We start from the raw sequence: 23420 nt of genomic DNA on the forward strand, positions 1-23420 counted from the left end.
GAGCAGGGCCTGCAGAACCTGGGTTACCGTTTCCCTCACTGCTTCCCTCAAGATCATCTGGAGGGTATCCTGATCCATGGGGTACCTCCTCTCCCGTTGGTACCCCCATTCATACACATACCCTTACACATAATTCCTTACACGACCAAGGGGGTTGCGGGGGAAGCGGAGGGGGCTGATAGAATAACCCTGCCCTGAGGCTTTCACAGGTTTTTCACAACCTCTTTTTAGCCTCAGGTTGAGGGCGGAAAGCGCCCTGAAAGGAGGCAGAGATGAGGAACAGCAAGGGCTTCACTCTGATAGAGCTGGCCATCGTGATCGTCATCATCGGCATTCTGGCGGCCATTGCGGTACCGCGGTTTGTGGACATGACCACGGAGGCTCGGAAGGCCCAGCGGGAGGCTATTCTGGGTTCCATCCGCTCGGCCTACGCGATCTACATCGCGAAGAACAGGGGTAGCTATCCTAACTGGACCCAGCTCCAGGGGGGTCTTCAGGATGTCCCAGCTGAGTTGAAGCTTGCTACTACTGGTGGCGCTCTGTACATGGATTACAACAACAATAATACCGCCGGCACGGGTGAGGGGGTGGCTACCCTTTACTCCGATGACGCCTGTTCCGCCGCTGTAACTAACGCCACCACTCCCATTCAGTGCATCAAGGGCAACATCAACTAGGCAAGGAGCCCAATGGAGCCAGGGCTTACCCCCGGGCATCGCCCGGGGGGCTACTCTTATATGGGGAAGCGGGCGGTGGCTAAAGGACTGAGCCTGCTGGAGCTGGCGGTGGTCCTCCTGGTCCTGGGCCTTCTGGCCGCTCTTGCCCTTCCCCGCTACCTAGACTTCCAGGCCGAGGCCCGGAAAGCCCAGAGGCAGGAGACCCTGCGGAGCCTCCGCTCGGCCTACGCCATCCACCTGGCCAGCTACCGCACCGCTCCCACCTGGAACCAGCTCAAGGCCCTTATGGGAAGCCCTCCAGACCTGCGCCTTTCTTCCTCCTGCCCCTCCGAACGAAGCGCCACCGTGGCCTACTGGGACCACAACGGGAACGCCCGCTGTAACCCCGGGGAACGCCTGGCCTACCTGTTTGCCGATGAGGCCTGTACCGTGTCCCTCATCGCTGTGGACTCCAGTACGGTGACCGTGTCCATCCGCTGCCTCAAGGGCCACCCCGACACGGTAAACTGAAGGGTGAGCATGCAAAGGGGCAGCGCTCTCCTCTACATCTTGGTGGCCGTCCTGGTCCTGGCCGTTTTGGCCTTGCCCATTTCCCTCCTGCACTACATGGATCTCCAGCGCTACCGCTACGAGGTGGCCCGGCTCCAGGCCCGCTACCTGGCGGAAAGCGCCGTGTTCCGGGCGGTGGCCGAAGGATCGGATAGCCCCAACACCTGGTTTGACCTCTCGGTGGACGGGCAGCCCCTGGGCCGCTACCGCTACCTTTCCCCCCAGTCGGTGGCAGGGGGCACCCGGTATGTAGGGGAAGGGGAGACCGCGGGGGGTCCCCTGAACTACGGCCTTAGGGTGGCCTGGCGGGTGGCGGCCACGGTGAACGGGGGGAGCATCGTGGCTTGGGAGGAAAACCCATGAGGAAGGGCCTCACCCTCTTGGAGATCGCCTTCGCCCTGCTTGCCCTTTCCGTCCTTGCCCTCTTCGTTCTGGAGCCTTTTACCCGGGTTCTGCTGGCCTCCCAGGAGACGACCCCTCTGGAAAAGGCCGTGAACCGGGCTCAGGAGGTTTTGGAGGGCTACCGAGTTAGCCCCCCCGCACCCCTGGAGGGATGCGGCGCGCCGGTGGCCCTGGAAGGGGGGCTATCCTATCAGGTGTGTTCTTTTAGTGAGGGCATCCTTGCCCGTTACGAGGTGCGGATTCTTGAGGGGGGCGAGCTTCTGACCGCTCTCGTTACCCATCAGAGGTACGGACCATGAACATGAAGCGCGGCCTAACCATGGTGGAGCTGGCGGTGGCCCTGGCCCTTTTGGGGGTTCTCGCCCTGGCGCTTGCCCTTCTTCTGGGCCAGATGGGCCGAGGAAGCCAAAGGGCCCAGGCGGAGGCCCAGCTCCAGGCGGATCTCCAGGAGGTTCGGGCCCGTCTCACGGAGGATGTGCTCCAGAGCACCGCCCTGGCCTGCACCCCCACTGGGGCGAGCCTCACCCTGCCCTCCGGGACGGTGACCTACAGCCTTTCGGGGGGCCAGGTCCTCCGGAACGGCCTCGCCCTTACCCTTCAGAGGGGGTATGGGGGGAGCTTCAGCTGCGATGGGCGCACCCTCACCCTAGACCTGACCTGGGAGGGAGCACCGGTGGCCACCGTGACGGCTACTCGGAGGGTAGGGCTTGCTTTGGGTGGGTTTGAGTTGGGTCCGTCTGTTTTCCCCATAGATTTAAGAAGAGCGCATCTTACAAATTATCCCTCCATAAGACGCAGGGAAATAAGAGACGTAAGTTGGTCCAATTTGAGTGGACAACGCCTATATCTTCAGCAAATCGAAGTTACTCTACCTTCTGGGTTCAAGGTGGTCATGATACACATAGGATATGGCATTTACAACACTGGGGGGGATTGTTACTACTATTATCAACCGTCTGGGGTACGTGTTCCAACTCCTCCTTTTCCAACAACCAGTTGTTCGGTAGATCCAGGTCAAACCATTTTCTTGAAAAGGCTGCGCTTTAACAGTCGGGTGGACTCCCGACCAGTCCTTCTCGCACTTACCCTTTGCTTGACCAACACTTTCCCGTGCCCGGCCGGCCGGGGCGCTCGGTTGGTGTACAGGTTTGTTTGCCAGCGGAACGGGCCTTGCAGAGCTCTGTAGAATGTGGTCATGCCCCTCTTCTTCGCCCTCCGCGATCACCTCCTGCGCCTAAGGGATGGTGAGGTGGGGGTTTCTCCCGTAGAAGGGCTTTTAGATGAGGAGGGTCATCCCCGGTATGAGAGGCTCCTCCGGGCCCTACGGGAGGCAGGGGCGGGCCGGGGGGCCTATCTGGGGCTTGGCCCCGAGTTTGCCCTTCTTCGCCTGCAGGCCTTCCCCAGCCTCGAGGGCTTCCCCCTGGAAGAGGCCGTCCTGGCCGAGGCGGAGCGGAGCCCCCTCCTGGCCGGGGAGGAGCTTCTTGCCGACTACTTCCTGGTGCCCCCCGAGGACGAGCGGCGGGTGAAGGCCCTGTACGCTGCCCTGCCCAGGAGGGGGGCGGCCCTTTTGGGGCGGCTTCGTCCCTGGCGGGTGGAGCCCCTGCCCCTCGCCCTTTGGCGCTACGCCCTGGCCAAGGCCGAGGGGCATAGCCTCCTGGTGGTGGAGAACCTGGCCCACACCGTGGCTCTGTTTGAGGGGGGGGTCCTGCGGGGTTTCCGCTACCTCACCCTTTCCGCGGACGAGGGCACCCCGGAGCTTGCGGAGGAGATCCGCCGCTCGTTGGCCCTCTTTGGGCGGCTGGAACCCGTGGAGGAGGCTTGGTTTTTGGGCCTGCCCGAGCCTCCCCGCCTGCCTCCTGGGCTGCCGGCCCAGCGGGTGGAGCAGAAGGTGCCCCTGGACCTCGAGGACTTCCTCGCGGTCCTGGGGCCTCTTCTGGACCTAAAGCCCCGCCGCAAGGCCTTGGGGGAGGGTCTTCCCCGGGAGGCCCAGCTTGCGGTCTTCCTTGCCGCCCTGTTCTTTGCCCTGGGGTTTCTTGGGCAAAGCTTCCTGGGCCAGTGGGCAAAGCGGGAGCAGGTCCAGGCTGAGGCCTTGCAGCGCCAGGCGGCCCTCCTCCGGGAGCAGGCCTTCCAGCCCACAAGGCCGCAAGGGGTGGGCCTCGAGGCCGTCCTCAAGGTGGCGCAAGAAAAGCCTGGCACCCTTTGGCTTACCCGCCTCGAGGCCCGCCAAGACCGCTTGCGCCTGGAGGGCCTGGCCCTGGACCCATACGCCCCCTTGACCTTGGCCCGGCGCCTTGGGGGACGGGTGGGCCCCCTCCGCCGGGATGCGGTGGGAACGCGGACGGTCTACGCTTGGGAGGTGGAGGTTGCTTCGGCCGAGGCTCGGTGAGCTTCTCCTTAGACTTGGCTACCTGACGGAGGGCCAGCTCCATGCCGCTTTGGAGGAGCAGGCCCGCACCGGGGAGCCCTTGGGCCAGATCCTCCTCAGGCGGGGGTACGTCAAGGAAGAGGACCTCTTTCGGGTCCTGGCGGACCAGCACCGGGCCACCCTGATCCGCCTATCCGAGGTCCAGCCCGACCCCCAGGCCCTGCGCCTTTTGGACCCCCGCCTGGCCCGGGAGAAGCGGGTTTTCCCCTTCAAGGTGGAGGGAAACCGGCTTCATGTAGCCATGGCCCACCCTTCGGACCTGGCCCTTTTGGACGAGCTCCGTTTCCTCACCGGCAAGGAGGTCGTGCCCTACCTGGCCGCGGACCGGGAGATCCTCGAGGTCCTGGACCGCCTCTTGGCGGAGGAGGCCCGTCCTCAGGGCGAGCCGGCCCGGCGGGGCCAGGAAGAGGCCACCCAGGTGGACCTCACCCTGGAGGCCATGCCCGCGGTGCACCTGGCTCAGGCCCTTTTGGAGCGGGCCATTGCCCTTTCCGCCAGCGATCTCCACCTGGACCCCGAGGAAACCCACCTCCAGGCGCGGGTCCGGGTGGATGGGGTGATGCAGGGGCTGGAACGTCTTCCCAAGGACCTGGAGGCCCCCCTGGCCGCGCGCTACAAGGTCCTGGCGGGCATGGACATCGCCGAGCGGCGCCGTCCCCAGGACGGACACTTTACCTTCCCCTTTGAGGGGCGGCGCTACGAGGTGCGGGTGGCCTCCGTGGGCACCCTCCACGGGGAGAAGCTCACCCTGCGCATCATCTACCCCTCGGGGGTTCGCTTAGGGCTTACGGAGCTGGGCATGCTCCCCGAGGAGCTGGCCCTTTTCCAGAAGCTGCTGAAGCGGCCCTATGGAATCCTCTTCGTTACCGGCCCCACAGGGAGCGGGAAGACCACCACCCTCTACGCCGCTCTTGACCGGCTCTACACCCGGGAGAAGACCTTCGTTACTATTGAAGATCCCGTGGAGTTTCCCCTGGAGGGGGTGGTGCAGATCCCTGTCCAGCCCAAGATCGGCCTCACCTTTTCCGAGGCCTTAAGGAGCGTGCTGCGCCTAGACCCGGACGTGATCCTGGTGGGGGAGGTGCGAGACCCCGACACCCTGGACACCGCCCTCCGGGCTGCCCTCACCGGCCACCTGGTGCTGGCCACCCTGCACGCCAACGATGCCCTGGCCGCGGTGACCCGGCTTCTGGAAATGGGGGCGGAGCGCCACCTTCTGGCCTCCACCCTCATCGGTACCGTGGCCCAGCGTTTGGTGCGCCGGGTTTGCCCCCAGTGCGCCAGGCCTATGCCCCTTTCCGAAGAGGCCCGCCTCTTTTTCGGGGAGGTTCCAGGGGAGGAGATGCGGGGGGAAGGGTGCCCGTTCTGCCGAGGCACGGGATACCGGGGCCGCATAGGGCTTTACGAGGTATACGCCCCCGACCGGGAGGACCTTTACCTCCTGGGCCAGGGGGCGGGGGAGGGGGAGCTCCGGGCGCGGGCCCGGGCCAGGGGGCACCGGGACCTTCCCCAGGTGGGGCTCCTCCAGGTGAAGGCCGGGGTGACCACGGGCGGGGAACTGCTTCGGGTGCTTGGGCTTTGGGAGTGAGCCATGCGTTTCCTCTACGAGGCCACGGACGAACGGGGCGAGCGGGTCTACCGAGGGGTGGTGGAGGCAGAAAGCCCCCAAGGGGCCAGGCGCCGCCTAAGGGAGATGGGCCTTTATCCCTTGCGCCTGGAAAGGGCCCGGCGTTCCCCTCGAGGCAGGGTGCCCCTGCCGGACCTGGTCCTCTTCATGGAGGAGTTCGCTACCCTCGTAGGGGCGGGTATACCCGTAGCCCAGGCCCTCCACACCCTTTCCTTGGAAAGCCGCCACCCCTACCTTAAGGAGGCCGCCCGCGGGGTGCGCGAGCGGGTGGAGGCCGGCGAGGGGTTGGCCCAGGCCATGGAGGGTTACCCCACCGTCTTCCCCCCCCTGGTGCGGGCCCTGGTGGCCGCCGCGGAGGTGGGCGGGGCCTTAGAGGTGGTCCTCCGGCGCATTGCGGAGTACCTGGATAAAAGCCACGACCTGCGGGAAAAGGTCCGGACCGCCCTCCTTTACCCTTCCTTCGTGGTGACCGTAATGGTTCTGGCGGTTACGGTCCTCCTCCTCTTCGTCATCCCCGTCTTCGCCCGGCTTTACGGAGCGGCGGGGGCGGAGCTCCCCTTGCCCACGCGCCTACTCATCGGGGCTTCCCTCTTCGCCCGCGCCAACCTGCTCTGGATCCTCCTGGCCCTGATGGGGGGGGTGTACCTCCTCCGGGCCTACCGCCGCACCCCAGGAGGGGCTAGGACCTTGGACGGGCTTCTTCTGCGCCTCCCCCTGGTGGGGCCGGTGGTGCACAAGGCGGCCATTGCCCGCTTCGCCCGCACCCTGGCCACCCTCTACGAGGGGGGGGTGCTCATCACCCAGGCCCTCGAGGCCACCCGGAACACCCTGGGCAACGCGGCCTTGGGGGAGGCCTTAGACCGGGTTCTGGAACGGGTGGTGCGGGGGGAGTCCTTAAGCGCGGCCTTGGCCCGGGAGCCCCTTTTCCCACCCATCCTGGTGCGCCTGGCCCTGGTGGGGGAGGAGGCGGGTAGCCTGGAAAGGATGCTCTACCAGGCGGCCTTCCACCTGGAAAGGGAGGTGGACCACGGGGTCAAGCGGCTTTCCTCCAGCATAGAACCGGCCCTTACCGTCTTTTTAGGAGGTATAATGCTCCTCGTCGCCTTGGCCCTGTACCTGCCCCTCTTTGACCTGTCCCGGATTCTTCGCCGATGAAGCTTCCCACCTGGCTATGGTTCCTCCTCCCCTTCCTGGTGTTCCTCTGGAGCGCCTGGGGGGTGGTGTCCGCCTATGCTCGGTACGAGGAGGCCCGGCGGGCGGTGCGGGCCTTGGAGCGGGAGGTGGAGGCCCTTACTCAGCGGCTTCCCCAGGCCCTGGCCGAGGCCCCGGTGGGGCCTGGGGAGCTTCCCCAGGTGTACGAGGTCCTTCTGCGCCTGGCGGAGGAAAAGGGCCTGGGGCTTTTGGCCTTGGGTCCTGGCCCGGCGGAGGCTGTGGGGGGGGTAAGGGCCTGGCGCCTGGCCTTGGAGCTTCAGGGTCCCTACGCCGGGGTGTTGGGCTACATCGAGGCCCTCGCTTCCCTAAAGGTGCCGCTTTGGGTGGAGGGGTACGCCCTGGAGCCCCAGGAGGCTGGGGGGGAGCCCTTGGAGTTAAGCCTTAGCCTAAGGGTTCTTGCCCCCTAGGCCCACCGCCTGGTAAAGCGCCGCCGCCTCCTCCGGGCTTAGGGCCCGGGCTGCCCCCACGGGAAGATCCCCTAGCTCCAGGGGCCCCAAGGCCAGCCGCTTGAGGTAGAGGACCCGGTTGCCCCTTTGGGCGAACATCCGCTTCACCTGGTGGTAGCGCCCCTCCTTCAGGACGAGCTCCACCCGGGTGGGGTCTTCCCCTAGGACGAGCTTTGCGGGAAGGAGCCTTTCCCCCTCCAGAAGAAGCCCTTCCTGGAAGGCCCTTTGGTCCTCCGGGGTGGCGGGGCGCTCCAGGTGGACCAGGTAGCGCTTTTCCACCTTGTGCCGGGGGTGGGTGAGGCGGTGGAGGAGCTCCCCATGGGTGGTGAAGAGGAGAAGCCCCTCGGTGTCCTTGTCCAGCCGGCCCACAGGAGAGAGGTCCCGGGTGGGAAAGCCCTGGAGGAGGGCGTAGACGGAAGGCCCTTCCGTGCGGCTCGTCACGTAGCCCCCCGGCTTGTGGAGGAGGACGTGGAGGTGGCGGAAGGCCCGGATGGGCTTCCCTTCCACCTCCAGAAGGGCCCCTTCCCCCACCTTGAACCCGGGGTCCAGGACCACCGCACCCCCCACCCGCACCTGCCCCCTACGGATGAGCCTTCCCACCTCCTTGCGGCTTCCCAGGCCCAGGCGGGCGAGGAGCCGGTCCAGGCGCTCCACCCCTATAGGATAAGGGGATGAGGCTTTACCTCGAGGACAGCTACGCCACCCGGTTCCAGGCCAGGGTCCAGCGGGCCTGGAGCGACGGGAAGGGGCACCACGCGGTCCTTTCCCAGACCCTCTTCTACCCCGAGGCGGGGGGGCAGCCCGCGGACCGGGGGGTGCTGCGGGGGGCTTTTGGGGAGGTGCAGGTCCTCCACGTCTATGAGGAGGAGAAGGCCTTTGGGGACGTGGTGCACCTCCTCTCTGCCCCCATCCCGGAAGGGGCGGAGGTGGAGGGGGAGATTGACTGGACAAGGCGCTTCCGCCACATGCAGCGCCACACCGCCCAGCACATCCTCTCCCAGGCCCTTCTCCGGGCCGGGGGGTACCACACGGTGGCCGTGAGCCTGGACGGGCCCGTGTGCACCGTGGACCTGGCGGAGGAGGTGGAGGAGGGGAGAATGCGGGAGGCGGAGGCCCTGGCCAACTACGCGGTCTATGCGGACTACCCGGTGCGGGCCTTCTTTGTGGAGGAGTCGGAGCTCGGCCGCTACCCTCTAAGGCGCCCCCCCAAGGTGGCAGGGAGGGTCCGGCTGGTGGAGATCGGGGACTTTGACCTTGCGGCCTGTGGGGGGACCCACCTCAAGACCAGCGCCCAGGCGGGGCCCATCAAGGTCCTCAGGTGGGAGCGGTACAAGGGGGGGACTCGAGTCCACTTTAGGGCGGGGTGGGAGGCCCTGGAGGACTACCATGCCAAGCACGCCCTCCTCCAGCGCCTGGCCCTATCCTTCTCCACCCAGCCCTTGGAGCTGGAGAAGCCCCTTAAGAAGCTCCAGGACGAGCTTTACACCCTGAAGGGGGAAAACCTCGCCCTGAAGGAGGCCCTGGTGGAGGCCCTCCTGCCCCGGGCCCTGGAGGAGAGGGCCCTCCTGGTGCCCACCCCTGTTCTTGGGGATCTGGCCAAAAGGCTCCTCTCCTGGGGGGAGAAGACCTTCTTCCTCCTTACCCCCGAGGGGCGCTTCGCCCTCCTTGGGCCTGCGCGGGACCGGGTTATGGCGGCCTTGAAGGCCCTGGGGGCCAAGGGGGGCGGGAAGGAGATCCTCCAAGGCGCCCTGCCTAGGGAGAAGGTGATGGAGGCCCTTAAGGAGGTGCGGGATGGGGCTTTTTGAGGGCAAGGGGGTGTTGGTGACCGGGGCGGCCCGGGGCATCGGCCGGGCCATCGCCCAGGCCTTCGCCCGGGAGGGGGCGCTTTTGGCCCTCACGGACCTCCGCCCCGAGGGGCGGGGGGTGGCCGAGGCCTTGGGGGGGGTGTTCATCCAGGCGGACCTGGCCGAGGAGCGGGACCGGGTGCGCCTTTTGGAGGAGGCGGAGCGCGCTTTGGGTCGGCTGGACGTGCTGGTGAATAACGCCGCCATCTCCGCGCCCGGCTCGGCCCTAAGGGCGGCCCTGGAGGACTGGCGGAAGGTCTTGGAGGTGAACCTCACCGCCCCCATGCACCTTTCCGCCCTGGCCGCCCGCCGGATGATGCGGCTTGGGGGCGGGGCCATCGTGAACGTGGCCAGCGTCCAGGGGCTTTTCGCCGAGCAGGAGAACGCCGCCTACAACGCCTCCAAGGGGGGCTTGGTGAACCTCACCCGCTCCCTGGCCCTGGACCTAGCCCCCCTGAATATCCGGGTGAACGCGGTGGCCCCGGGGGCCATCGCCACGGAGGCGGTCCTGGAGGCCATCGCCCTTTCCGAGGACCCCGAAAGGACCCGGAGGGACTGGGAGGACCTCCACGCCCTAAGGCGCCTGGGCCGCCCCGAGGAGGTGGCGGAGGCGGTGCTCTTTTTGGCCTCGGAGAAGGCGAGCTTCATCACCGGGGCCATCCTTCCCGTGGACGGGGGGATGACCGCAAGCTTCATGATGGCAGGAAGGCCCGTTTAGGTGGCGTGGTCCTTGTAGGGCTCGCCCCGGAGGTCGGACACCAGGGCGATGGCCACGTAGGCCCCATCCCCCGCGCTCACGATGGCGTGGCCCGGGATCTTCCCCCGGGCCACCCCCGCGGCGTAGACCCGGGGGTAGCGGGTGCGCCCTTTCTCATCGGTGTGGATGTAGTCCCCCTGGCGCTCCAGGCCGAGAAGGCTTGGCAGGGTGGGGTCCTTATGGGTGCAGAGGAGGAGCCTTTCCGCCTCCACCAGGCTCTCTTCCGTCTCCACCTCAAAGACCCCGCCCAGGTCGCGGATGCCCTTCACCACCCCGGGCCGCACCTCGGCCCCGTAGCGCTCCGCGTGGGCCTTCAACCTTTCCAAAAGCTCTTCCCCTGAGGGTTCCTCCAAAAGGCCTGGGTAGTTGGGCACCCGGCTTACCCCCTTGATTTTGGAGCGGCCCCCATCCAGCACCAGCACCTTGAGCCCGGCCCGGGCCAGGAAAAGGGCCGCGGAAAGCCCAGAGGGTCCCCCCCCGATGACGAGAACGTCCCACATACCGCCCGTAGTATAATCGCCCCCGCATGGTGATTGACGAGCGCTACCCGGTGCTGGAGACCCTCGAGGCCCAAGACGGGGTCACCCTGTACCGGGTGGAAGGGGGGCTGCTCTTCTTCTTTGACGTGAAGACCCCGGAGGACAAGGAGCGCTTCTACCGCTACCGGGCAGCCCTCCGCCGCCTGGAGGAGATGGGGCTTGTGGAGGCCACCCTTTCCGCTAAGCCCGGGCGCTACTACGCCTTCTTCCCGGAAAAACCCCTGGCCCGCAAGGCCCCGCCCAAGGCAGCCCTGGAAGCCCTCGCCCCCTTAGGCTTCGGCCCCCAGCACCTGGCCATGACTGAGGGAGGGGTGGCCTACCTGGCCCCCTGGCCCCTGGCCCGCCGGCCTGGAGGGGGGAGGCCCAAGGGGTTTTGGGTGGGGGTGGCCCCGGGGCTCCTTTTGGCTGCCCTTGGCCTCCTCCTCCTGGGCCAAGGGCTTTACCGCTACTTCAACCCCCCAGAGTACGCGGTCCCCGACCTGGTGGGCCGCTCCGCCCGGGAGGCCTTCGCCCTCCTCAAGGACACGGGGCTGGAGCTTCTCGTGGAGGAGGGGAACGACCCCACCAAGCCCAAGGAGGTGGTCCTGGCCCAAGACCCCCCGCCCGGCACCCGCCTCCGGGCGGGGCGGACGGTGCGCATCACCCTGAACCAGGCCCGCCTGACCCCCCTGCCCGACCTTAGGGGCCTCCGCCAGGAGGAGGCGGAGGGGCGCCTAGGGGCCCTGGGCCTCCTCCTTGGGCGGGTGGCGGAGGTGGAGGGGGAGGCGCCCCTGGGCACGGTCCTCTCCACCTTCCCCCTGCCCGGCACCCCCTTGCCCCCAGGGGGTAGGGTGGACCTCCTGGTCTCAAAGGGGCAGGGGGCGGGGGAGGCGGTGCCCCTTCCCGACCTCCGGGGCCTGGGGCGGGAGGAGGCGCTTTTCCTCCTGAACGCCGCCGGGCTTTTGCCCCAGGTGGAGGAGGTGCCCTCGGGAAGGCCTATGGGGGAGGTCTTGGAGCAAAACCCCGCCCCCGGCACCCCCCTGGCCCCGGGGAGTGGGGTGCGGCTTTTGGTGGCGGTCCAGGGGCAGGTAGCGGTGCCCGACCTTCCTCCCGAGCTGCTTCAGGCTCCCGCCCTCCCCTCCTACCCCGTGGCCCTGAACCTGACCCTACCCCCGGAGGCCGAGGGGAAGGCGGTGCGGATTACCCTCCTGGACGCCCAGGGGGAGCGGGTGGTGTACGAGGGGGAGGGCCAGGCGGACCTCCAGCTCCAGGGGAGTTACGAGGTCCAGGGGGAGGCCCGCTTCCGGCTTTACCTGGATGGGGTGCCGGTGCAGGAGTGGTCGCCGTGAAGGGGCGCTGGGCGGAGGAGGTGGCCTGCACCTACCTCCTTGAGCAGGGCTACCGCCTCATCGGCCGCAACCGCCGCACCCCCTTTGGGGAGGTGGACCTCCTCATGGAGAAGGACGGGGTCTACGTGGTGGTGGAGGTGAAGCAGCGGGCCACCGGGGCCTTCGGCACCCCCCTCGAGGCCCTCACCCAGGGGAAGGTGCACCGCCTCCTAAGAAGCGCCCTCTTCCTCCTCGGGCGGGACGACCTCCCGGTGCGCCTCGAGGCGGTCCTGGTCCACGGCACCCCCAAGGCCTTCCAGTTGGAGCACCGGGTGCTGGAAGTGTAGCCCCCTGGGTTTTCCGGAGGGGGCGGAAAAGGGTAAGCTTCCTCCCGTGTTTAGGAACCTCGGGGCCTACCTGGAGGCGTTGGAGCGGAGGGGGGAGCTTAGACGGGTCAGGGTCCCCGTATCCAGCGAGCTGGAGATCACCGAGATCGCGGACCGCTTGGTGAAGAAAGGGGGTCCTGCCCTCCTCTTTGAGCGGGTGGTGGGGAAGGACTTCCCGCTGGCCATCGGCCTTTTTGGCACCCGCGAGCGCACGGCCTTCGCCCTTGGGGTGAAGGATCTGGACGAGCTTGCCCGCAAGGTGGAAACCCTCCTCGCCCTAAACCCGGGAAAGGGGGGGCTTTCCGCCCTCCTGGGCCTCCTCCCCAAGCTGCCCCTCCTCAAGGGGTTCTTCCCAAGGCGGGTGGCCCGGGCCCCGGTGCAGGAGGTGGTCCTAAGGGGCGAGGCGGTGGACCTCCACCGCCTTCCCGTCCTCAAGTGCTGGCCTTTGGACGGGGGGCCCTTCCTTACCCTGCCCCTCGTCATCACCCGGGACCCGGAGACGGGGGAGCTCAACCTGGGCATGTACCGCATGCAGGTCTTGGACCGGAGGTCCACGGCCATGCACTGGCAACTGCACAAGGTGGGCCGCCGCCACCTGGAGAAGGCGAAAAGGCTCGGGCAGAAGCTCCCCGTGGCCGTGGCCTTGGGGGGCGACCCCGTCCTCACCTACGCCGCCACCGCCCCCCTGCCCCCCCTCCCCGGGGTGAGCGAGTTCCACCTGGCGGGTTTCCTCCGGGGGGCCCCCATAGAGCTCGCCCGGGGGGTCACGGTGGACCTGCCGGTGCCCGCGGAGGCGGAGTTTGTCCTCGAGGGCTACATTGACCCGGAGGAGCCCCTGGTGGAGGAGGGCCCCTTTGGGGACCACACGGGCTTCTACACCCCCGTGGACCTCTACCCCCGCTTCCACGTGACGGCCCTCACCCATAGGCGGAAGGCGGTCTACCCCGCCACCATCGTGGGCGTGCCTCCCATGGAGGACGCCTACCTGATTGAGGCCACGGAAAGGCTCTTCCTCCCTGCCCTCCGCCTGGTCCTCCCCGAGGTGGCGGACTACCATATGCCCCCGGAGGGGGTGGCCCACAACTGGGTGGACGTGGCCTTAAAGAAGGCGTACCCTGGGCAGGCCTACAAGGTGGCCTATGGCCTTTTGGGCCTCGGGCAGATGATGTTCGCCAAGGTCCTGGTGGTGGTGGACGAGGGCGTGCCCCTGAAGCCGGGCTTCGGGACCCTCCTCCACGCCCTCAGGCACGCCCTCCCTGGGCGGGACACCCTCCTTCTCCGGGGCCCCATGGACGTCCTGGACCATAGCGCCCGGGCCTTCGCCTACGGGGGGAAGCTGGTGATAGACGGCACGCGTAAGCTCCCCGAGGAAGGGGGAGAGGTGCCCTTCGTCCCCAAGGCCCACCCCCACCTCCCCGAGGACCCCGAGGTCCTGGCCCAGCGCCAGTGGCCGGGGGTTTGGGGCGTGGCCCTAAGGAAGGAGGCCCCGGGCCAGGCCTTCCGCCTGGCGGAACGGCTCCTCAGGACCCCGGAGAGCGCGGGCATCCGCCTCCTCCTCCTCGCGGACCACGACACCGCCCTCACCCCGGAGGGGCTCCTTTGGGCGGTGCTCAACAACATAGACCCCGAGCGGGACGTGCGGGTGATGCCGGGGGTGGAGGGGCCGGTTTTGGTTATGGACGGCACCCGCAAGCTTCCCGAGGAGGGCTTCACCCGGGTCTGGCCGGAGAGGATCCGCATGGACGAGCGGGTGAAGGCCCTGGTGGATGCCCGCTGGGCGGAGTACGGGATTTAAGCGCCCCGCCGAAGCGAGGGGGCCCCAAACAAGGGCCCTCAGCGCCCAGGCCCTTCCCCCTCCTCCCGCCGGCCGCGGAAGACCAGGCGGAAGGGGACCTCTCTAAGGCCTAGGTCCTCTCCGATCCGGTTTTTCAGGTAGTTCTCAAAGGCCCGGGTGACGAACTCCGGGTGGTTCACAAAGAAGACGAAGGTGGGGGGGGCCACCTCGGGCTGGGTGGCGTAGAGGACCTTTAGGGGCTTGCCCTTGAAGTTGGGCATCTGCACCCGGCTGGTCCAGACCCCCACCCAGCGGTTGAGCTCGGAGGTGGGGATGCGGGTGTGGGTGAGCTCATGGAGGCGCACCGCCTCCTGGAAGATCCTTTCCAGGTTCTGGCGGGTGAGGGCGGAGGTGTAGACCCGGGGGAGGTGGTCCAGGTGGGCGAGCTTTTCCTTGAGGAGGCGGCGCATCCTCGAGGCCTCCTCCTTGGGCACCAGGTCCCACTTGGTGATGACCAGGACCACGGGCTTGCCCTTTTCCAGGGCCTCGTTGGCGAGCTTGAGCTCCCGGTCCCCCACCTGGAAGGGGTCCACCACCAAGAGGACCACGTCCGCTTCCCCCATGGCCCGTAGGCTCCGCCTTATGGCCAGCTCCTCCACGAAGGTCTCGGGGCGCTTGCGGATGCCCGCGGTGTCCAGGAGGATGAAGCGCTGCCCCCCTATGTCCACGGGGACGTCAATGGTGTCCCGGGTGGTGCCGGGCTCCTCGGAGACGATGACCCGTTCCTCCCCCAGGATGGCGTTCAAGAGGCTGCTTTTCCCGGCGTTGGGCCGGCCCACGATGGCCAGGCGGATGGCGGCCACCTCGGGCTCGGACTCCTCCTGGCGCACGGGAAGCCTCTGCCAGATGGCCTCAATGAGCTCCTCGAGGCCCCTTGCGTGCTCGCTGGAGGTGGGGATGGGGTCCCCGAAGCCCAGGGCGTAGAGGGGGCCCAGGTAGTGCTCGTGGGTGGGGTGGTCCACCTTGGTGGCTACCAGGAGGACGGGCTTGCCCTTCCTCCTCAGGTACTCCGCCACCTCATGGTCCGCCGGAGTGAGGTCCGCGCGGCCGTCCACCGTGAAGAGGACCAGGTCCGCCTCCTCCAGGGCCCGGTCCACCTTTTCCTGGATCTTCTTCTCCCACCGGTCCCCGGACCAGAGCCCCCCGGTGTCCACCAGGAGGAAGCGGCCGGTTTCCGTCTCCACCACCCCCTCCTTGAGGTCCCGGGTGACCCCGGGGGTGTCGGCCACCACCGCGCTTCGCCTACCCAGGAGGCGGTTAAAAAGGCTGGATTTGCCCACGTTGGGCCGGCCTACGATGACGACCTTGTACATGCTCCCCCACGAAAAGGGGTGGGTTTGCCCCACCCATCCCCTAAGTGTACCACGGGCTGGTATACTTCGCCTTATGCGGTTTTTGGCTAGGCTTTTCCTCCGCCTTCTGGGCTATAGGCTGGTGGAACACCTGCCCCCAGGGAGGCGCTACGTCCTCATCGGGGCGCCCCACACCTCCAACTGGGACTTCCTCTTCGCCTTGCTCGGCCTTTGGGCCTTGGGGATCCGCGGGCGGTGGTTGGGGAAGAAGGAGCTTTTCCGCTCGCCCCTCCAGGGCTTCCTCCTAAGGGCCTTGGGGGGCATCCCCGTGGACCGGAGCCGGAGGACGGGGCTGGTGGAGGAGGTGGCGGAGCTTCTGAAAAGGGAGGACCTGGTGATCCTCATCACCCCCGAGGGCACCCGCGGCCAGGCCCCCTACTGGCGGAGCGGGTTCTACCACCTAGCCCAAAGGGCTGGGGTCCCCATCGCCTTGGGGTTCCTGGACGCGCGTAGGAAGGAGCTGGGGGTGGGAGGCTACCTCCAGCCCAGCGGCGACCTCCAGAAGGACTTCGCCCAGATCCGGGCCTTCTACGAGGACAAGGTGGGCCTCAAGCCCCACCGGCAGGGCCCCATCCGCCTGAAAGAGGAGGCCTAAGGTAGACTGGAGTCATGAACCCCAGGCCCTTTGAAGAATCGGAGCGCACCTGGGCGGTGGTGGTCCACCTGGCCCCCTTGGTGGGCTATTTCCTCCTCATCGGTCAGATCCTCCTGCCCCTGGCCATCCTCCTTTGGGGGCCCAAGAGCGCCTTTGTCCAGGCCCATGCCAAGGAGTCCCTGAATGGGCAGGTGAGCTACACCCTCTACGCCCTGGTCCTCCTCCTCTTGGCCCTCACGGTGGTGGGGCTTCTGGTGGCGGTGCCTTGGGGCTTTTTCCTCCTTTTCCTCATGCTCTGGAACATGGTCCAGGGGGCTTTGGCCGCGGGGCGGGGGGAGGTCTACCGCTACGCCCTTATCCTGCGGTTTTTTTGACCAACAGGACCACGGCCAGGGCGTGGGTCTTTTCGTGGCTTAGGGTGAGGAGGGCCTTAAGGCCTTGGGCCTCGAGCCTGGCCTCAAGCTCTGGGGCAAAGCGCAGGACCGGCCGCCTCCCCTCCATCCCCACCCAGACCGCCTTCCAGGAAAGGCGCTCCGGCCAACACTTCTGAAAGGCCTCCTTGGCCGCAAAGCGGGCAGCGAGGCTTGGGGCGGGGTCTTGGTGCCTTAGGGCGTAGCGGAGCTCCTCTTCATGGAAAAGCCTTTTCAGCGCCCGCTCCCCGTGCCTTTGCAAAAGGGTCCGCAGGCGCCCGATCTCCACCAGGTCGGCCCCCAGGGCGAGGATCATCCAGAAGAGTCTACCCTGTGCTAGGGTGCGTAGCGTGTGGCCCAAGGCCTTCCTCCACCGAATGGCCGAGCTTCTGGGGGAGGAATACCCCGCTTTCCTCCAGGCCCTCACCGGCCCCAGGACCTATGGCCTCCGCACCAACACCCTGAAGCTTTCCCCGGAGGACCTGAAGGCCCTCGCCCCCTGGCCCTTAAGGCCCATCCCCTGGTGCCCCGAGGGCTTTTATTACCCGGAGGAGGCCCGGCCCGGCCCCCATCCCTTCTTCTACGCCGGGCTTTACTACATCCAGGAGCCGAGCGCCCAGGCCGCGGGGGTCCTCCTGGACCCGAGGCCCGGGGAAAGGGTCCTGGACCTGGCCGCAGCCCCCGGGGGGAAGACCACCCACCTCTTAGCCCGCATGGAGGGGCAAGGGCTCCTCCTCGCTAACGAGGTGGACGGGAAGCGGGTGCGGGGCCTTTTGGAGAACGTGGAGCGCTGGGGGGCCGCGCCCCTGGTGACCCAGGTCCCTCCCCAGGCCCTTCTGAAGCGCTTCGCCGGCTACTTCCACCGCGTCCTCCTGGACGCCCCTTGCTCGGGGGAGGGGATGTTCCGCAAGGACGAGGAGGCGAGGCGGCACTGGGGCCCCTCCGTCCCCAAGTGGATGGCCGAGCTCCAGGCCAGGCTGCTTTCCCTGGCGGCCCGCCTCCTCGCCCCCGGGGGGATTTTGGTCTACGCCACCTGCACCTTCGCCCCGGAGGAGAACGAGGGGGTGGTGGCCCGGGCCCTGAAGGCCCACCCGGAGCTTTCCTTGGAGGAGGCCCGTTTCCACCCCCTCTTCGCCCCGGGGGTGCCGGCCTGGGGGGACGGGAACCCAGAGCTCGCCAAGGCCGCCCGGCTCTGGCCCCACCGCCTCGAGGGCGAGGGGCACTTCCTGGCCCGCTTCCGCAAGGGGGAAGGGCCTTCCGGCACCCCCCCTAAGGAGCGCCTCGCCCCCCTGCCCAAGGAGGTGGAAAGGCCCTTTAGGGGGTTCCTGCAGGACCTAGGCCTGGAGCTTTCCGGCCCCTTCCTCGTCCGGGAGGGCCACCTCTACCTGCCCCCGGAGGACCTCCCCCTCCTTGCGGGCCTCCGGGTCCCCGCCCCCGGGCTTTACCTGGGCAAGGTCCAGAAGGGCCGCTTCCTCCCCGCCAAGGCCCTGGCCCTGGCCTTTGGAGCAAGCCTCCCCTGGCCCCACCTCCCCCTTTTCCCCCTTTCCCCGGAGGACCCCCGGGCCCTGAGGCTTGCCCTGGGGGAGGGGGTGGGGTGGGAGGGTGGGGATGAACCCCTGGGCCTCATCGTCCTGGAGACGAAAAAGGGGCGGTTTCCCCTGGACTTCGGCAAGGCCAAGGCCGGGGTCTTGCGCCCCGTGGGCCTTGGGCTATAGCCGGGCCCGCCAGGCGGCGTAGGCCTCCTGCAGCACCCTCTCGGGCAAGGGGCGCACCTCCAGCCGCCCCAGGGCCAGGGGGACCACCCAGAGGAGGCTTTGGGAGACCTTCTTCTTGTCCCGGAGGAGGTAGGGGAGGAGGTCCTCCCAAGGAGGGGTGGGCGGGGGCGGGGGGGAGAGCCAGTGGAGAAGCCTCTCCACCCGCCCCACCAGGTTCTCCCCCCCCAGGGCCCGGCCCAAAAGGGCGGCGAAGAGGAGGCCGTAGGCCACCGCCGCCCCATGGGGGAGGCGGTGGCGGCTATAGGCCTCCAAGGCGTGGCCCAGGGTGTGGCCGAGGTTTAAAAGCCGCCGCTGGCCCTTTTCCAGGGGGTCCTCCTCCGTGACCCGCACCTTCACCGCCACCGCCCGGGCCAGGTAGGCCTCGAGGCGGGGGCTTTCCGGGGTGAGGCCCTCCAGGGGCAAAAGCTCCTCGTCCCCGGCGATGAGGCCGTGCTTGAAGGCCTCCACCAGCCCCTCCTTGAAGGTGAAGGGGGGAAGGGTCCTTAGGGCCATGAGCTCGGCGTAGACCCCTTCCGGGAAGTGGAAGGCCCCCACCAGGTTCTTCCCCTCGGGGAGGTTAAGCCCCGTCTTCCCCCCTACGCTCGCGTCCACCACCGCCAGGGTGGTGGTGGGGAAGGAGAGGTAGGGAAGGCCCCGGAGGTAGGTGGCGGCCACAAAGCCCCCGAGATCCGTAAGCGTCCCGCCCCCCACCACCAGGAGGGTGGTGTTCCGGGGTAGGCCCCTTTCCGCCAGCCAGGAGAGCACCCTTCCGTAGACCTCCAGGGTCTTCGCTCCCTCGCCCCCCTCCAGCCCCAGGCGGTGCTCCACCCCCCAGGCCTCCGCCAGGGTCTCCGCCAGGGGGGCCGCCTTACGGTCGTAGAGGAGGGCCAGGGGGCCTTCGGGCTGCTTCGCCTCTTGCAAAACCCCCCGCCCGATGAGGATGGGGTAGGGCTTGGGTTCACGCACCTCTAGCCTTTGCATACCGCCAAAGGGCCTCCACGATCTCCGCCACCACCTCCTCCACCCGTCGCCCCTCCGTGGACACGTGGATGGGGGCTTCCCGGTAGAGGGGGGCCCGGGCCTCCAGGAGGGCCTCTATCCGCGCCAAGGGGTCCTCCCCCGCCAGAAGGGGCCTTTCCCCGGGTTTCCTGGCCACCCGCTCCAGGATGGTCCTGGGGCTTGCCCAAAGGGCCACCACTGGCCCCCTTTGCAGGAGGCGGGCCCGGTTCTCTGGGTCCACGAAGGTGCCCCCGCCCAAGGCGAGGACTAGGTGGTCTTTCTTTATAAGCTCCGCCACCGCTTCCTTCTCCAGCCGGCGGAAGGTCTCCTCCCCCAGGTAGCGGAAGATGTCGGGTATGGAAAGCCCCGTGCGCCGCTCGATGAAGCGGTCCAGGTCTATGAAGTGGAGCATAAGCGCCCGGGCCAGCTCCCGCCCCACGCGGCTTTTCCCCACCCCCATGAAGCCCGTGAGGCTCACGAAGGTGGTGGGGCGGGGCACCTCTATCCGCCGCATCAGTAGGCCTTCACCCTTTCCCGGTACCGCTCCACCCGCTCCTGGACCTCCTCCAGGGTGTCCCCGCCGAACTTCTCCAGGTAGGCCTGGGCCAGGACGATGGCGGTGAGGGCGCAGAGGATGACGCTGGCCGCGGGGACGGCGGTGGTATCCGAGCGTTCCCGGGCCGCGTCCTTGGGTTCGTGGGTCACCACGTCCACCGTGGGGAGGGGCTTCATCAGGGTGGCGATGGGCTTGAGGGCGGCCCGCACGATGAGCTCCTCCCCCGTGGTCATCCCCCCCTCGAGGCCCCCTGCCCGGTTGGTCTTGCGGTAGAAGCCCCGCTCGGGGTCCCAGTAGATGGGGTCGTGCACCTCCGAGCCCCGCTTCATGGCGTTCTCAAAGGCGGGGCCGATCTCCACCCCCTTCACCGCGGGGATGGAAAGGGCCATCTGGGCGATGCGCCCATCCAGCTTCCGGTCCCAGTGCACGTGGCTTCCCAGGCCCGGCACCAGCCCCCGGAAGCGAGCCTCGATGACCCCCCCCAGGGTGTCCCCCTCGGCCTTGGCCTGGTCCACCCGGCGGATCACCTCCCGTTCCGCCTCCGGGTCCGTCATGCGCACGGGGCTTTCCTCTATGCGCGGGAGGAGGTCCCAGCGGAAGGGGACCCCGCTCCACACCCCCGCCATCCCCGCCACGTACCCCACCCCCTCCACCCCCAGAAGGGAGAGGAGCTTCATGGCCACTGCCCCCACGGCCACCCGCATGGCCGTCTCCCGGGCGCTGGCCCTTTCCAGGACGTCCCTCAGGTCCTTGTGCCCGTACTTCATCCCCCCCGCCAGGTCCGCGTGGCCGGGGCGGGCCGCGGTGAGGGCCTTCTTGCGGGGCTCGTTCCCGGGGGCCGGGTCCATGATCTCCGCCCAGTTGCGGTGGTCCAGGTTGCGGATGGCCAGGGCCACCGGGGCCCCGGTGGTGCGGCCGGCCCTGACCCCGGCGCGGAACTCCACCCGGTCCTTCTCTATCACCATTCGCCGCCCCCGGCCGTACCCCCCTTGCCGCTTCTCCAGCCAGGTGTTGATGTCCTCTTCCGTGAGGGGAAGCCCAGCGGGCAAACCCTCAACGATGGCCAAGAGTTCGGGCCCGTGGGATTCGCCGGCGGTGAGGAACCTCATGGGCCTATTCTAGGGCCTTCCTTGGGGAAAGGGAAAACCCCCCTGCCTCCCGGCAGGGAGGTGGGGAAAGGGTAGCTTAAGGCCTGGCCGCCGTTTCCTTCAGGATATCCGCGGTGATGACCACCAAAAGCTCCCGGTCGGTGCTTTCCCCGGCGCGTTGCTTGAAGAGTTCCCCGATGAGGGGGATGTCCATGAGGAGGGGCACCCCCTGCACCGTCTCGCTGTTCTCCTGGGAGGTGAGGCCCCCCAGGACCACCGTCTGGCCGTCTCTGACCCTCAGGGTGGTGGTCACCACCTGCTTGGTGAAGCGGTCCACGTCCCCGTCCACGGGGTTCCGCTGCACGTTCCCCGAGACCTCCGCCTTGATGCTGAGGAGGATCTGGCCGTCCGCGGTGATCTGGGGCGTGACCTCCACGATGATGCCGATGTCAAAGGGCACCCGCTCCACCCGGTCCCCCACCACCCGGCGGATGAGGAAGGTCTCCCCGGACTGGAGGCGGGCGGTCCCGTTGTTGAGCACCGTCTGGTTCACGTCCCGTAGGGCCCGGGAAAGCCCCTGCCGCTGGAGGGCATCCAGGGTGGCCATAATGTTGAGGGCGGCAAGGCTTCGCGTGGAGTCAAAGATGAGGGAAAGCCCACTGTCCAGGATGCTGGCGGCCACGTTCCCCCCGGCGATGGTGTTCCATTTGAGGCCCAGGGCGCGGCTGAAGTTGCTCTGCACCTCCTGGATGCGCACCCTCAGGTTCACCTGGGGCACCGCCTGGTCCAGCCGGGGGATGAGGCCTTCCACCAGGGCGAGGTCCTCCGTGGTCCCCGTGACGATGAGGGTGTTGGTGCGCTCGTCCGCCACCACCGTGGCCGTGGGGGCGGCCTGGGGCGCGGTGCCCTGGCCCTGAGCCTGGCCTTGGGCCGGGCTTGTTCCCCCTGCCCGGGCCTTTAGGGCCTCCTGGAGGACTGCGGCCAGGTCCTTGGCCTTGGCGTTGGAGAGCTGGTAGGTGCGCTGGAAGAGGGAAGGCCCGGTTTCGGGGGCCCGGTCAATCTGGGCCAGGAGGTTTTCCACCTCCTTGAGGGCAGCCTCCGTGCCCCGTACGGAAAGGACCTTCTGCCCGGGCACCGTGCTCACCACCACCCCCGGCACCTCCCGGGAGAGGAAGGGGGCCACCTTCTCCGCGTCGGCGTAGCGCAAGGGGAAGAGCCTGCGCACCGTGGCCTCCTGGGGGGGTGGGGGCGGGGCCTCGGCCACGTCCACGGCTTTGAGGAGTTCGGCGAAGAGGGCCTGGTCGGCCTCGGGGGCCTCCAGGAGGAGGGCCTTGGGGTTACCGGGGATGGCCTCCAGGCGGGCCGTGGGGAGTTCCTTGGCCAGGAGGGCCTTCAGCCTCTCCCCGGCGGCCTCGAGGGTGGTGTTCTGCAGGGTGTAGACCCGGCGCACCGCCTTGGGGAGGTCGGCCGCCTGGAGGAGGGCGGAAAGCTTCCCGTGGTCCCCCTCCGTGGCCAGGACCACGGCCCGCTTGGGATCGGTGGGGAGGGGGGTGACCTGGGCCCCCGGCACCTGGGCCTGGAGGAAGGGGAGGAGCTCGGGGAAGGTGGCGTGCTTCAGGGCGTAGGCCTTCTCCACCCGGGGCTCAGGCCGGGCCAGGGGGGGGAGGGGACGGAAGTCAATCCCCGAGCGCTGGAGAAGGTCGGCGAAGCGGGTGTGCTGCTCGGGGGTGGCCAGGACGGAGAGGATGGCCTTAAGCCGCCCGCCCTCCTCCACCACCATCCAGTTCACCCCTATTCCTGCGGCCTCCCGGGTGAGGAAGGGGAGGAGGTCGTTTTGCACCCAGGCCTTGGCCCCTTCCACATTGGAGGTCACCTGGACCTGGCCCCCTTGGCTTTGGGTGGCCACTCGGTAGGCGGCCTCGGGGATGCCCACCACATAGGGGCGCCGCTCCGCGGGGCCCCCTCGGCTTGGGGCATCCACCAGGGCGGTGATGAGCTGGGTGGGGGCCACCACCACCACGTCGGGGGGGAGGAAGAGGTAGTCCAGGTTGTACTGGGTTCCGTAGGTGGCGAAGAGGAGGTCCCACACCTCCCGGAAGGGCTTGCCCTGGAAGTCCAGCCTCACGTTGGGCAGGGCGGGGGTGGCCTTGGCGGGGTCCCCCGAGGGGTCGTAGGCCCGGTAGATGAGGGGCTTTAGGCCCGCGCTTTTGGCTAGGGCCTCGAGGACCACGTCCAAGGGCAGGGTAAGCCGGGTTTGGACCTGGCCTCCCTCCACTTTCAGGGTTACAGGGGTCTGGAAGCGGGGCTCATCGGGAAAGCTCCCCGCCAGGCTAAAAAGCCCGAAGCTTAGGCCATAGACCAAAAGCCCAAAGTAGGCCACCTTGCGGGCCAGTCCGAAGGCTTGGGGAAACCTCATTGGCCACCTCCCGATAGGGTAAGGTCCATACGTTCCTCCTTTAGGGCCAGCGTCACCCGGTCCTCCTCAATCCCCTTCACAATGGCCTCGCTACCCGGGATGGGGTTGCCCACGGGTAGTACCAGATAGCCGTCCTTGCTTTCCAAAATGGCCATGCTCACTGGGCCCAGAAGGGTGCCCGAAAGCTTCAATCCCCGTTCTTCCACCAGGGCCTGCAGGGGGGTTTTGGGGGAAGGGGCCGCGCT

24 protein-coding genes and 1 pseudogene are annotated in these 23420 nt (G+C 67.9%); 16 read left to right on the forward strand and 9 right to left on the reverse strand.

All coding sequences use genetic code 11. The features are described 5' to 3' along the window. The first annotated feature begins 272 nt into the window (after positions 1-272). The 8 genes from WKI94_RS06890 (at position 273) to WKI94_RS06925 (ending at position 7299) form a co-directional block, all read left to right on the forward strand. Positions 273-677: a type II secretion system protein gene (locus tag WKI94_RS06890; RefSeq protein ID WP_337845031.1), complete on the forward strand. Its 405-nt coding sequence runs from the start codon at positions 273-275 to the stop codon at positions 675-677. Positions 678-752: 75 nt separating this feature from the next. After that, positions 753-1187 carry a prepilin-type N-terminal cleavage/methylation domain-containing protein gene (locus WKI94_RS06895; protein WP_337845032.1) on the forward strand — a complete coding sequence of 145 codons (435 nt, stop codon included), beginning with the start codon at positions 753-755 and terminating at the stop codon, positions 1185-1187. A 9-nt stretch (positions 1188-1196) separates the two neighbouring features. Then, the gene (locus tag WKI94_RS06900) at positions 1197-1589 is read left to right on the forward strand and encodes a hypothetical protein (protein ID WP_337845033.1); all 393 of its coding nucleotides are present in this window, start codon (positions 1197-1199) and stop codon (positions 1587-1589) included. Next, the gene (locus WKI94_RS06905; protein ID WP_337845034.1) at positions 1586-1927 is read left to right on the forward strand and encodes a prepilin-type cleavage/methylation domain-containing protein; all 342 of its coding nucleotides are present in this window, start codon (positions 1586-1588) and stop codon (positions 1925-1927) included. Before WKI94_RS06900 ends, WKI94_RS06905 begins: the two co-directional genes overlap by 4 nt. Positions 1928-2823: 896 nt before the next feature. Then, positions 2824-4014: a hypothetical protein gene (locus WKI94_RS06910; protein WP_337845035.1), complete on the forward strand. Its 1191-nt coding sequence runs from the start codon at positions 2824-2826 to the stop codon at positions 4012-4014. Next, positions 3992-5641 carry a GspE/PulE family protein gene (locus tag WKI94_RS06915; RefSeq protein WP_337845036.1) on the forward strand — a complete coding sequence of 550 codons (1650 nt, stop codon included), beginning with the start codon at positions 3992-3994 and terminating at the stop codon, positions 5639-5641. The genes WKI94_RS06910 and WKI94_RS06915 overlap by 23 nt, the downstream gene beginning before the upstream one ends. Positions 5642-5644: 3 nt before the next feature. Further along, positions 5645-6835: a type II secretion system F family protein gene (locus tag WKI94_RS06920; protein ID WP_337845037.1), complete on the forward strand. Its 1191-nt coding sequence runs from the start codon at positions 5645-5647 to the stop codon at positions 6833-6835. Then, positions 6832-7299, forward strand: a complete 468-nt coding sequence (locus WKI94_RS06925) for a hypothetical protein (RefSeq protein WP_337845038.1) — start codon at positions 6832-6834, stop codon at positions 7297-7299. The genes WKI94_RS06920 and WKI94_RS06925 overlap by 4 nt, the downstream gene beginning before the upstream one ends. Here the strand turns inward: WKI94_RS06925 and WKI94_RS06930 are convergent. Continuing rightward, positions 7279-7998, reverse strand: a complete 720-nt coding sequence (locus tag WKI94_RS06930; protein WP_337845053.1) for a pseudouridine synthase — start codon at positions 7996-7998, stop codon at positions 7279-7281. The genes WKI94_RS06925 and WKI94_RS06930 overlap by 21 nt on opposite strands. Before the next feature lie 11 nt (positions 7999-8009). Between WKI94_RS06930 and WKI94_RS06935 the strand changes: the two genes are divergently transcribed. After that, on the forward strand, positions 8010-9143 hold the full coding sequence (locus WKI94_RS06935) for an alanine--tRNA ligase-related protein (RefSeq protein ID WP_337845039.1): 1134 nt from the start codon (positions 8010-8012) through the stop codon (positions 9141-9143). Continuing rightward, positions 9130-9900, forward strand: a complete 771-nt coding sequence (locus tag WKI94_RS06940) for a glucose 1-dehydrogenase (RefSeq protein ID WP_337845040.1) — start codon at positions 9130-9132, stop codon at positions 9898-9900. Before WKI94_RS06935 ends, WKI94_RS06940 begins: the two co-directional genes overlap by 14 nt. Here WKI94_RS06940 and WKI94_RS06945 read toward each other — a convergent pair. Beyond that, positions 9897-10439 (reverse strand): NAD(P)/FAD-dependent oxidoreductase, encoded by a 543-nt coding sequence (locus WKI94_RS06945; protein WP_337845041.1) that lies wholly within the window; start codon positions 10437-10439, stop codon positions 9897-9899. The genes WKI94_RS06940 and WKI94_RS06945 overlap by 4 nt on opposite strands. Positions 10440-10465: 26 nt before the next feature. On the opposite strand from WKI94_RS06945, the gene WKI94_RS06950 reads away from it, so the two are divergent. The 3 genes from WKI94_RS06950 to WKI94_RS06960 are packed head-to-tail and all read left to right on the forward strand — an operon-like array spanning position 10466 to position 13966. Beyond that, positions 10466-11806: a PASTA domain-containing protein gene (locus tag WKI94_RS06950; RefSeq protein WP_337845042.1), complete on the forward strand. Its 1341-nt coding sequence runs from the start codon at positions 10466-10468 to the stop codon at positions 11804-11806. Then, on the forward strand, positions 11794-12132 hold the full coding sequence (locus WKI94_RS06955) for a YraN family protein (protein ID WP_337845043.1): 339 nt from the start codon (positions 11794-11796) through the stop codon (positions 12130-12132). The genes WKI94_RS06950 and WKI94_RS06955 overlap by 13 nt, the downstream gene beginning before the upstream one ends. Before the next feature lie 46 nt (positions 12133-12178). Continuing rightward, a complete protein-coding gene (locus tag WKI94_RS06960) occupies positions 12179-13966 on the forward strand; it encodes a menaquinone biosynthesis decarboxylase (RefSeq protein WP_337845044.1) in 1788 nt (595 codons plus the stop codon). 38 nt (positions 13967-14004) lie between these two features. Here the strand turns inward: WKI94_RS06960 and der are convergent, their stop codons facing one another. Beyond that, entirely contained in the window at positions 14005-15318 is a 1314-nt protein-coding gene (der, locus tag WKI94_RS06965) for a ribosome biogenesis GTPase Der (protein ID WP_337845045.1), read from the reverse strand. Positions 15319-15391: 73 nt separating this feature from the next. Between der and WKI94_RS06970 the strand changes: the two genes are divergently transcribed. Both WKI94_RS06970 and WKI94_RS06975 read left to right on the forward strand, forming a co-directional pair. Further along, positions 15392-15952, forward strand: coding sequence for a lysophospholipid acyltransferase family protein (locus WKI94_RS06970; RefSeq protein ID WP_337845046.1), 561 nt, complete (start codon positions 15392-15394; stop codon positions 15950-15952). A gap of 14 nt (positions 15953-15966) precedes the next feature. Continuing rightward, entirely contained in the window at positions 15967-16326 is a 360-nt protein-coding gene (locus WKI94_RS06975) for a DUF4870 domain-containing protein (protein WP_337845047.1), read from the forward strand. On the opposite strand, the gene WKI94_RS06980 is transcribed toward WKI94_RS06975, so the two are convergent. Further along, a complete protein-coding gene (locus tag WKI94_RS06980) occupies positions 16307-16678 on the reverse strand; it encodes a 4'-phosphopantetheinyl transferase superfamily protein (RefSeq protein ID WP_337845048.1) in 372 nt (123 codons plus the stop codon). The two genes, WKI94_RS06975 and WKI94_RS06980, sit on opposite strands and share 20 nt — an antisense overlap. Before the next feature lie 34 nt (positions 16679-16712). Between WKI94_RS06980 and rsmF the strand changes: the two genes are divergently transcribed. Continuing rightward, a complete protein-coding gene (gene rsmF / locus WKI94_RS06985; RefSeq protein WP_337845054.1) occupies positions 16713-18077 on the forward strand; it encodes a 16S rRNA (cytosine(1407)-C(5))-methyltransferase RsmF in 1365 nt (454 codons plus the stop codon). Here the strand turns inward: rsmF and WKI94_RS06990 are convergent. The 5 genes and pseudogenes from WKI94_RS06990 to WKI94_RS07010 form a co-directional block, all read right to left on the reverse strand. Further along, on the reverse strand, positions 18072-19097 hold the full coding sequence (locus WKI94_RS06990; protein ID WP_337845049.1) for a 3-dehydroquinate synthase family protein: 1026 nt from the start codon (positions 19095-19097) through the stop codon (positions 18072-18074). The two genes, rsmF and WKI94_RS06990, sit on opposite strands and share 6 nt — an antisense overlap. Then, positions 19075-19629: a shikimate kinase gene (locus WKI94_RS06995; RefSeq protein WP_337845050.1), complete on the reverse strand. Its 555-nt coding sequence runs from the start codon at positions 19627-19629 to the stop codon at positions 19075-19077. The genes WKI94_RS06990 and WKI94_RS06995 overlap by 23 nt, the downstream gene beginning before the upstream one ends. Further along, positions 19629-20780 (reverse strand): chorismate synthase, encoded by a 1152-nt coding sequence (gene aroC / locus WKI94_RS07000; RefSeq protein ID WP_337845051.1) that lies wholly within the window; start codon positions 20778-20780, stop codon positions 19629-19631. The genes WKI94_RS06995 and aroC overlap by 1 nt, the downstream gene beginning before the upstream one ends. A gap of 76 nt (positions 20781-20856) precedes the next feature. Beyond that, positions 20857-23175, reverse strand: a complete 2319-nt coding sequence (locus WKI94_RS07005) for a secretin N-terminal domain-containing protein (protein ID WP_337845052.1) — start codon at positions 23173-23175, stop codon at positions 20857-20859. Continuing rightward, a pseudogene (locus tag WKI94_RS07010) lies at positions 23172-23420 on the reverse strand (competence protein); the annotation flags it as partial. The pseudogene WKI94_RS07010 and the gene WKI94_RS07005, both read right to left, overlap by 4 nt.

This window comes from Thermus sp. (genome assembly GCF_037444525.1).
Classification (GTDB): domain Bacteria; phylum Deinococcota; class Deinococci; order Deinococcales; family Thermaceae; genus Thermus.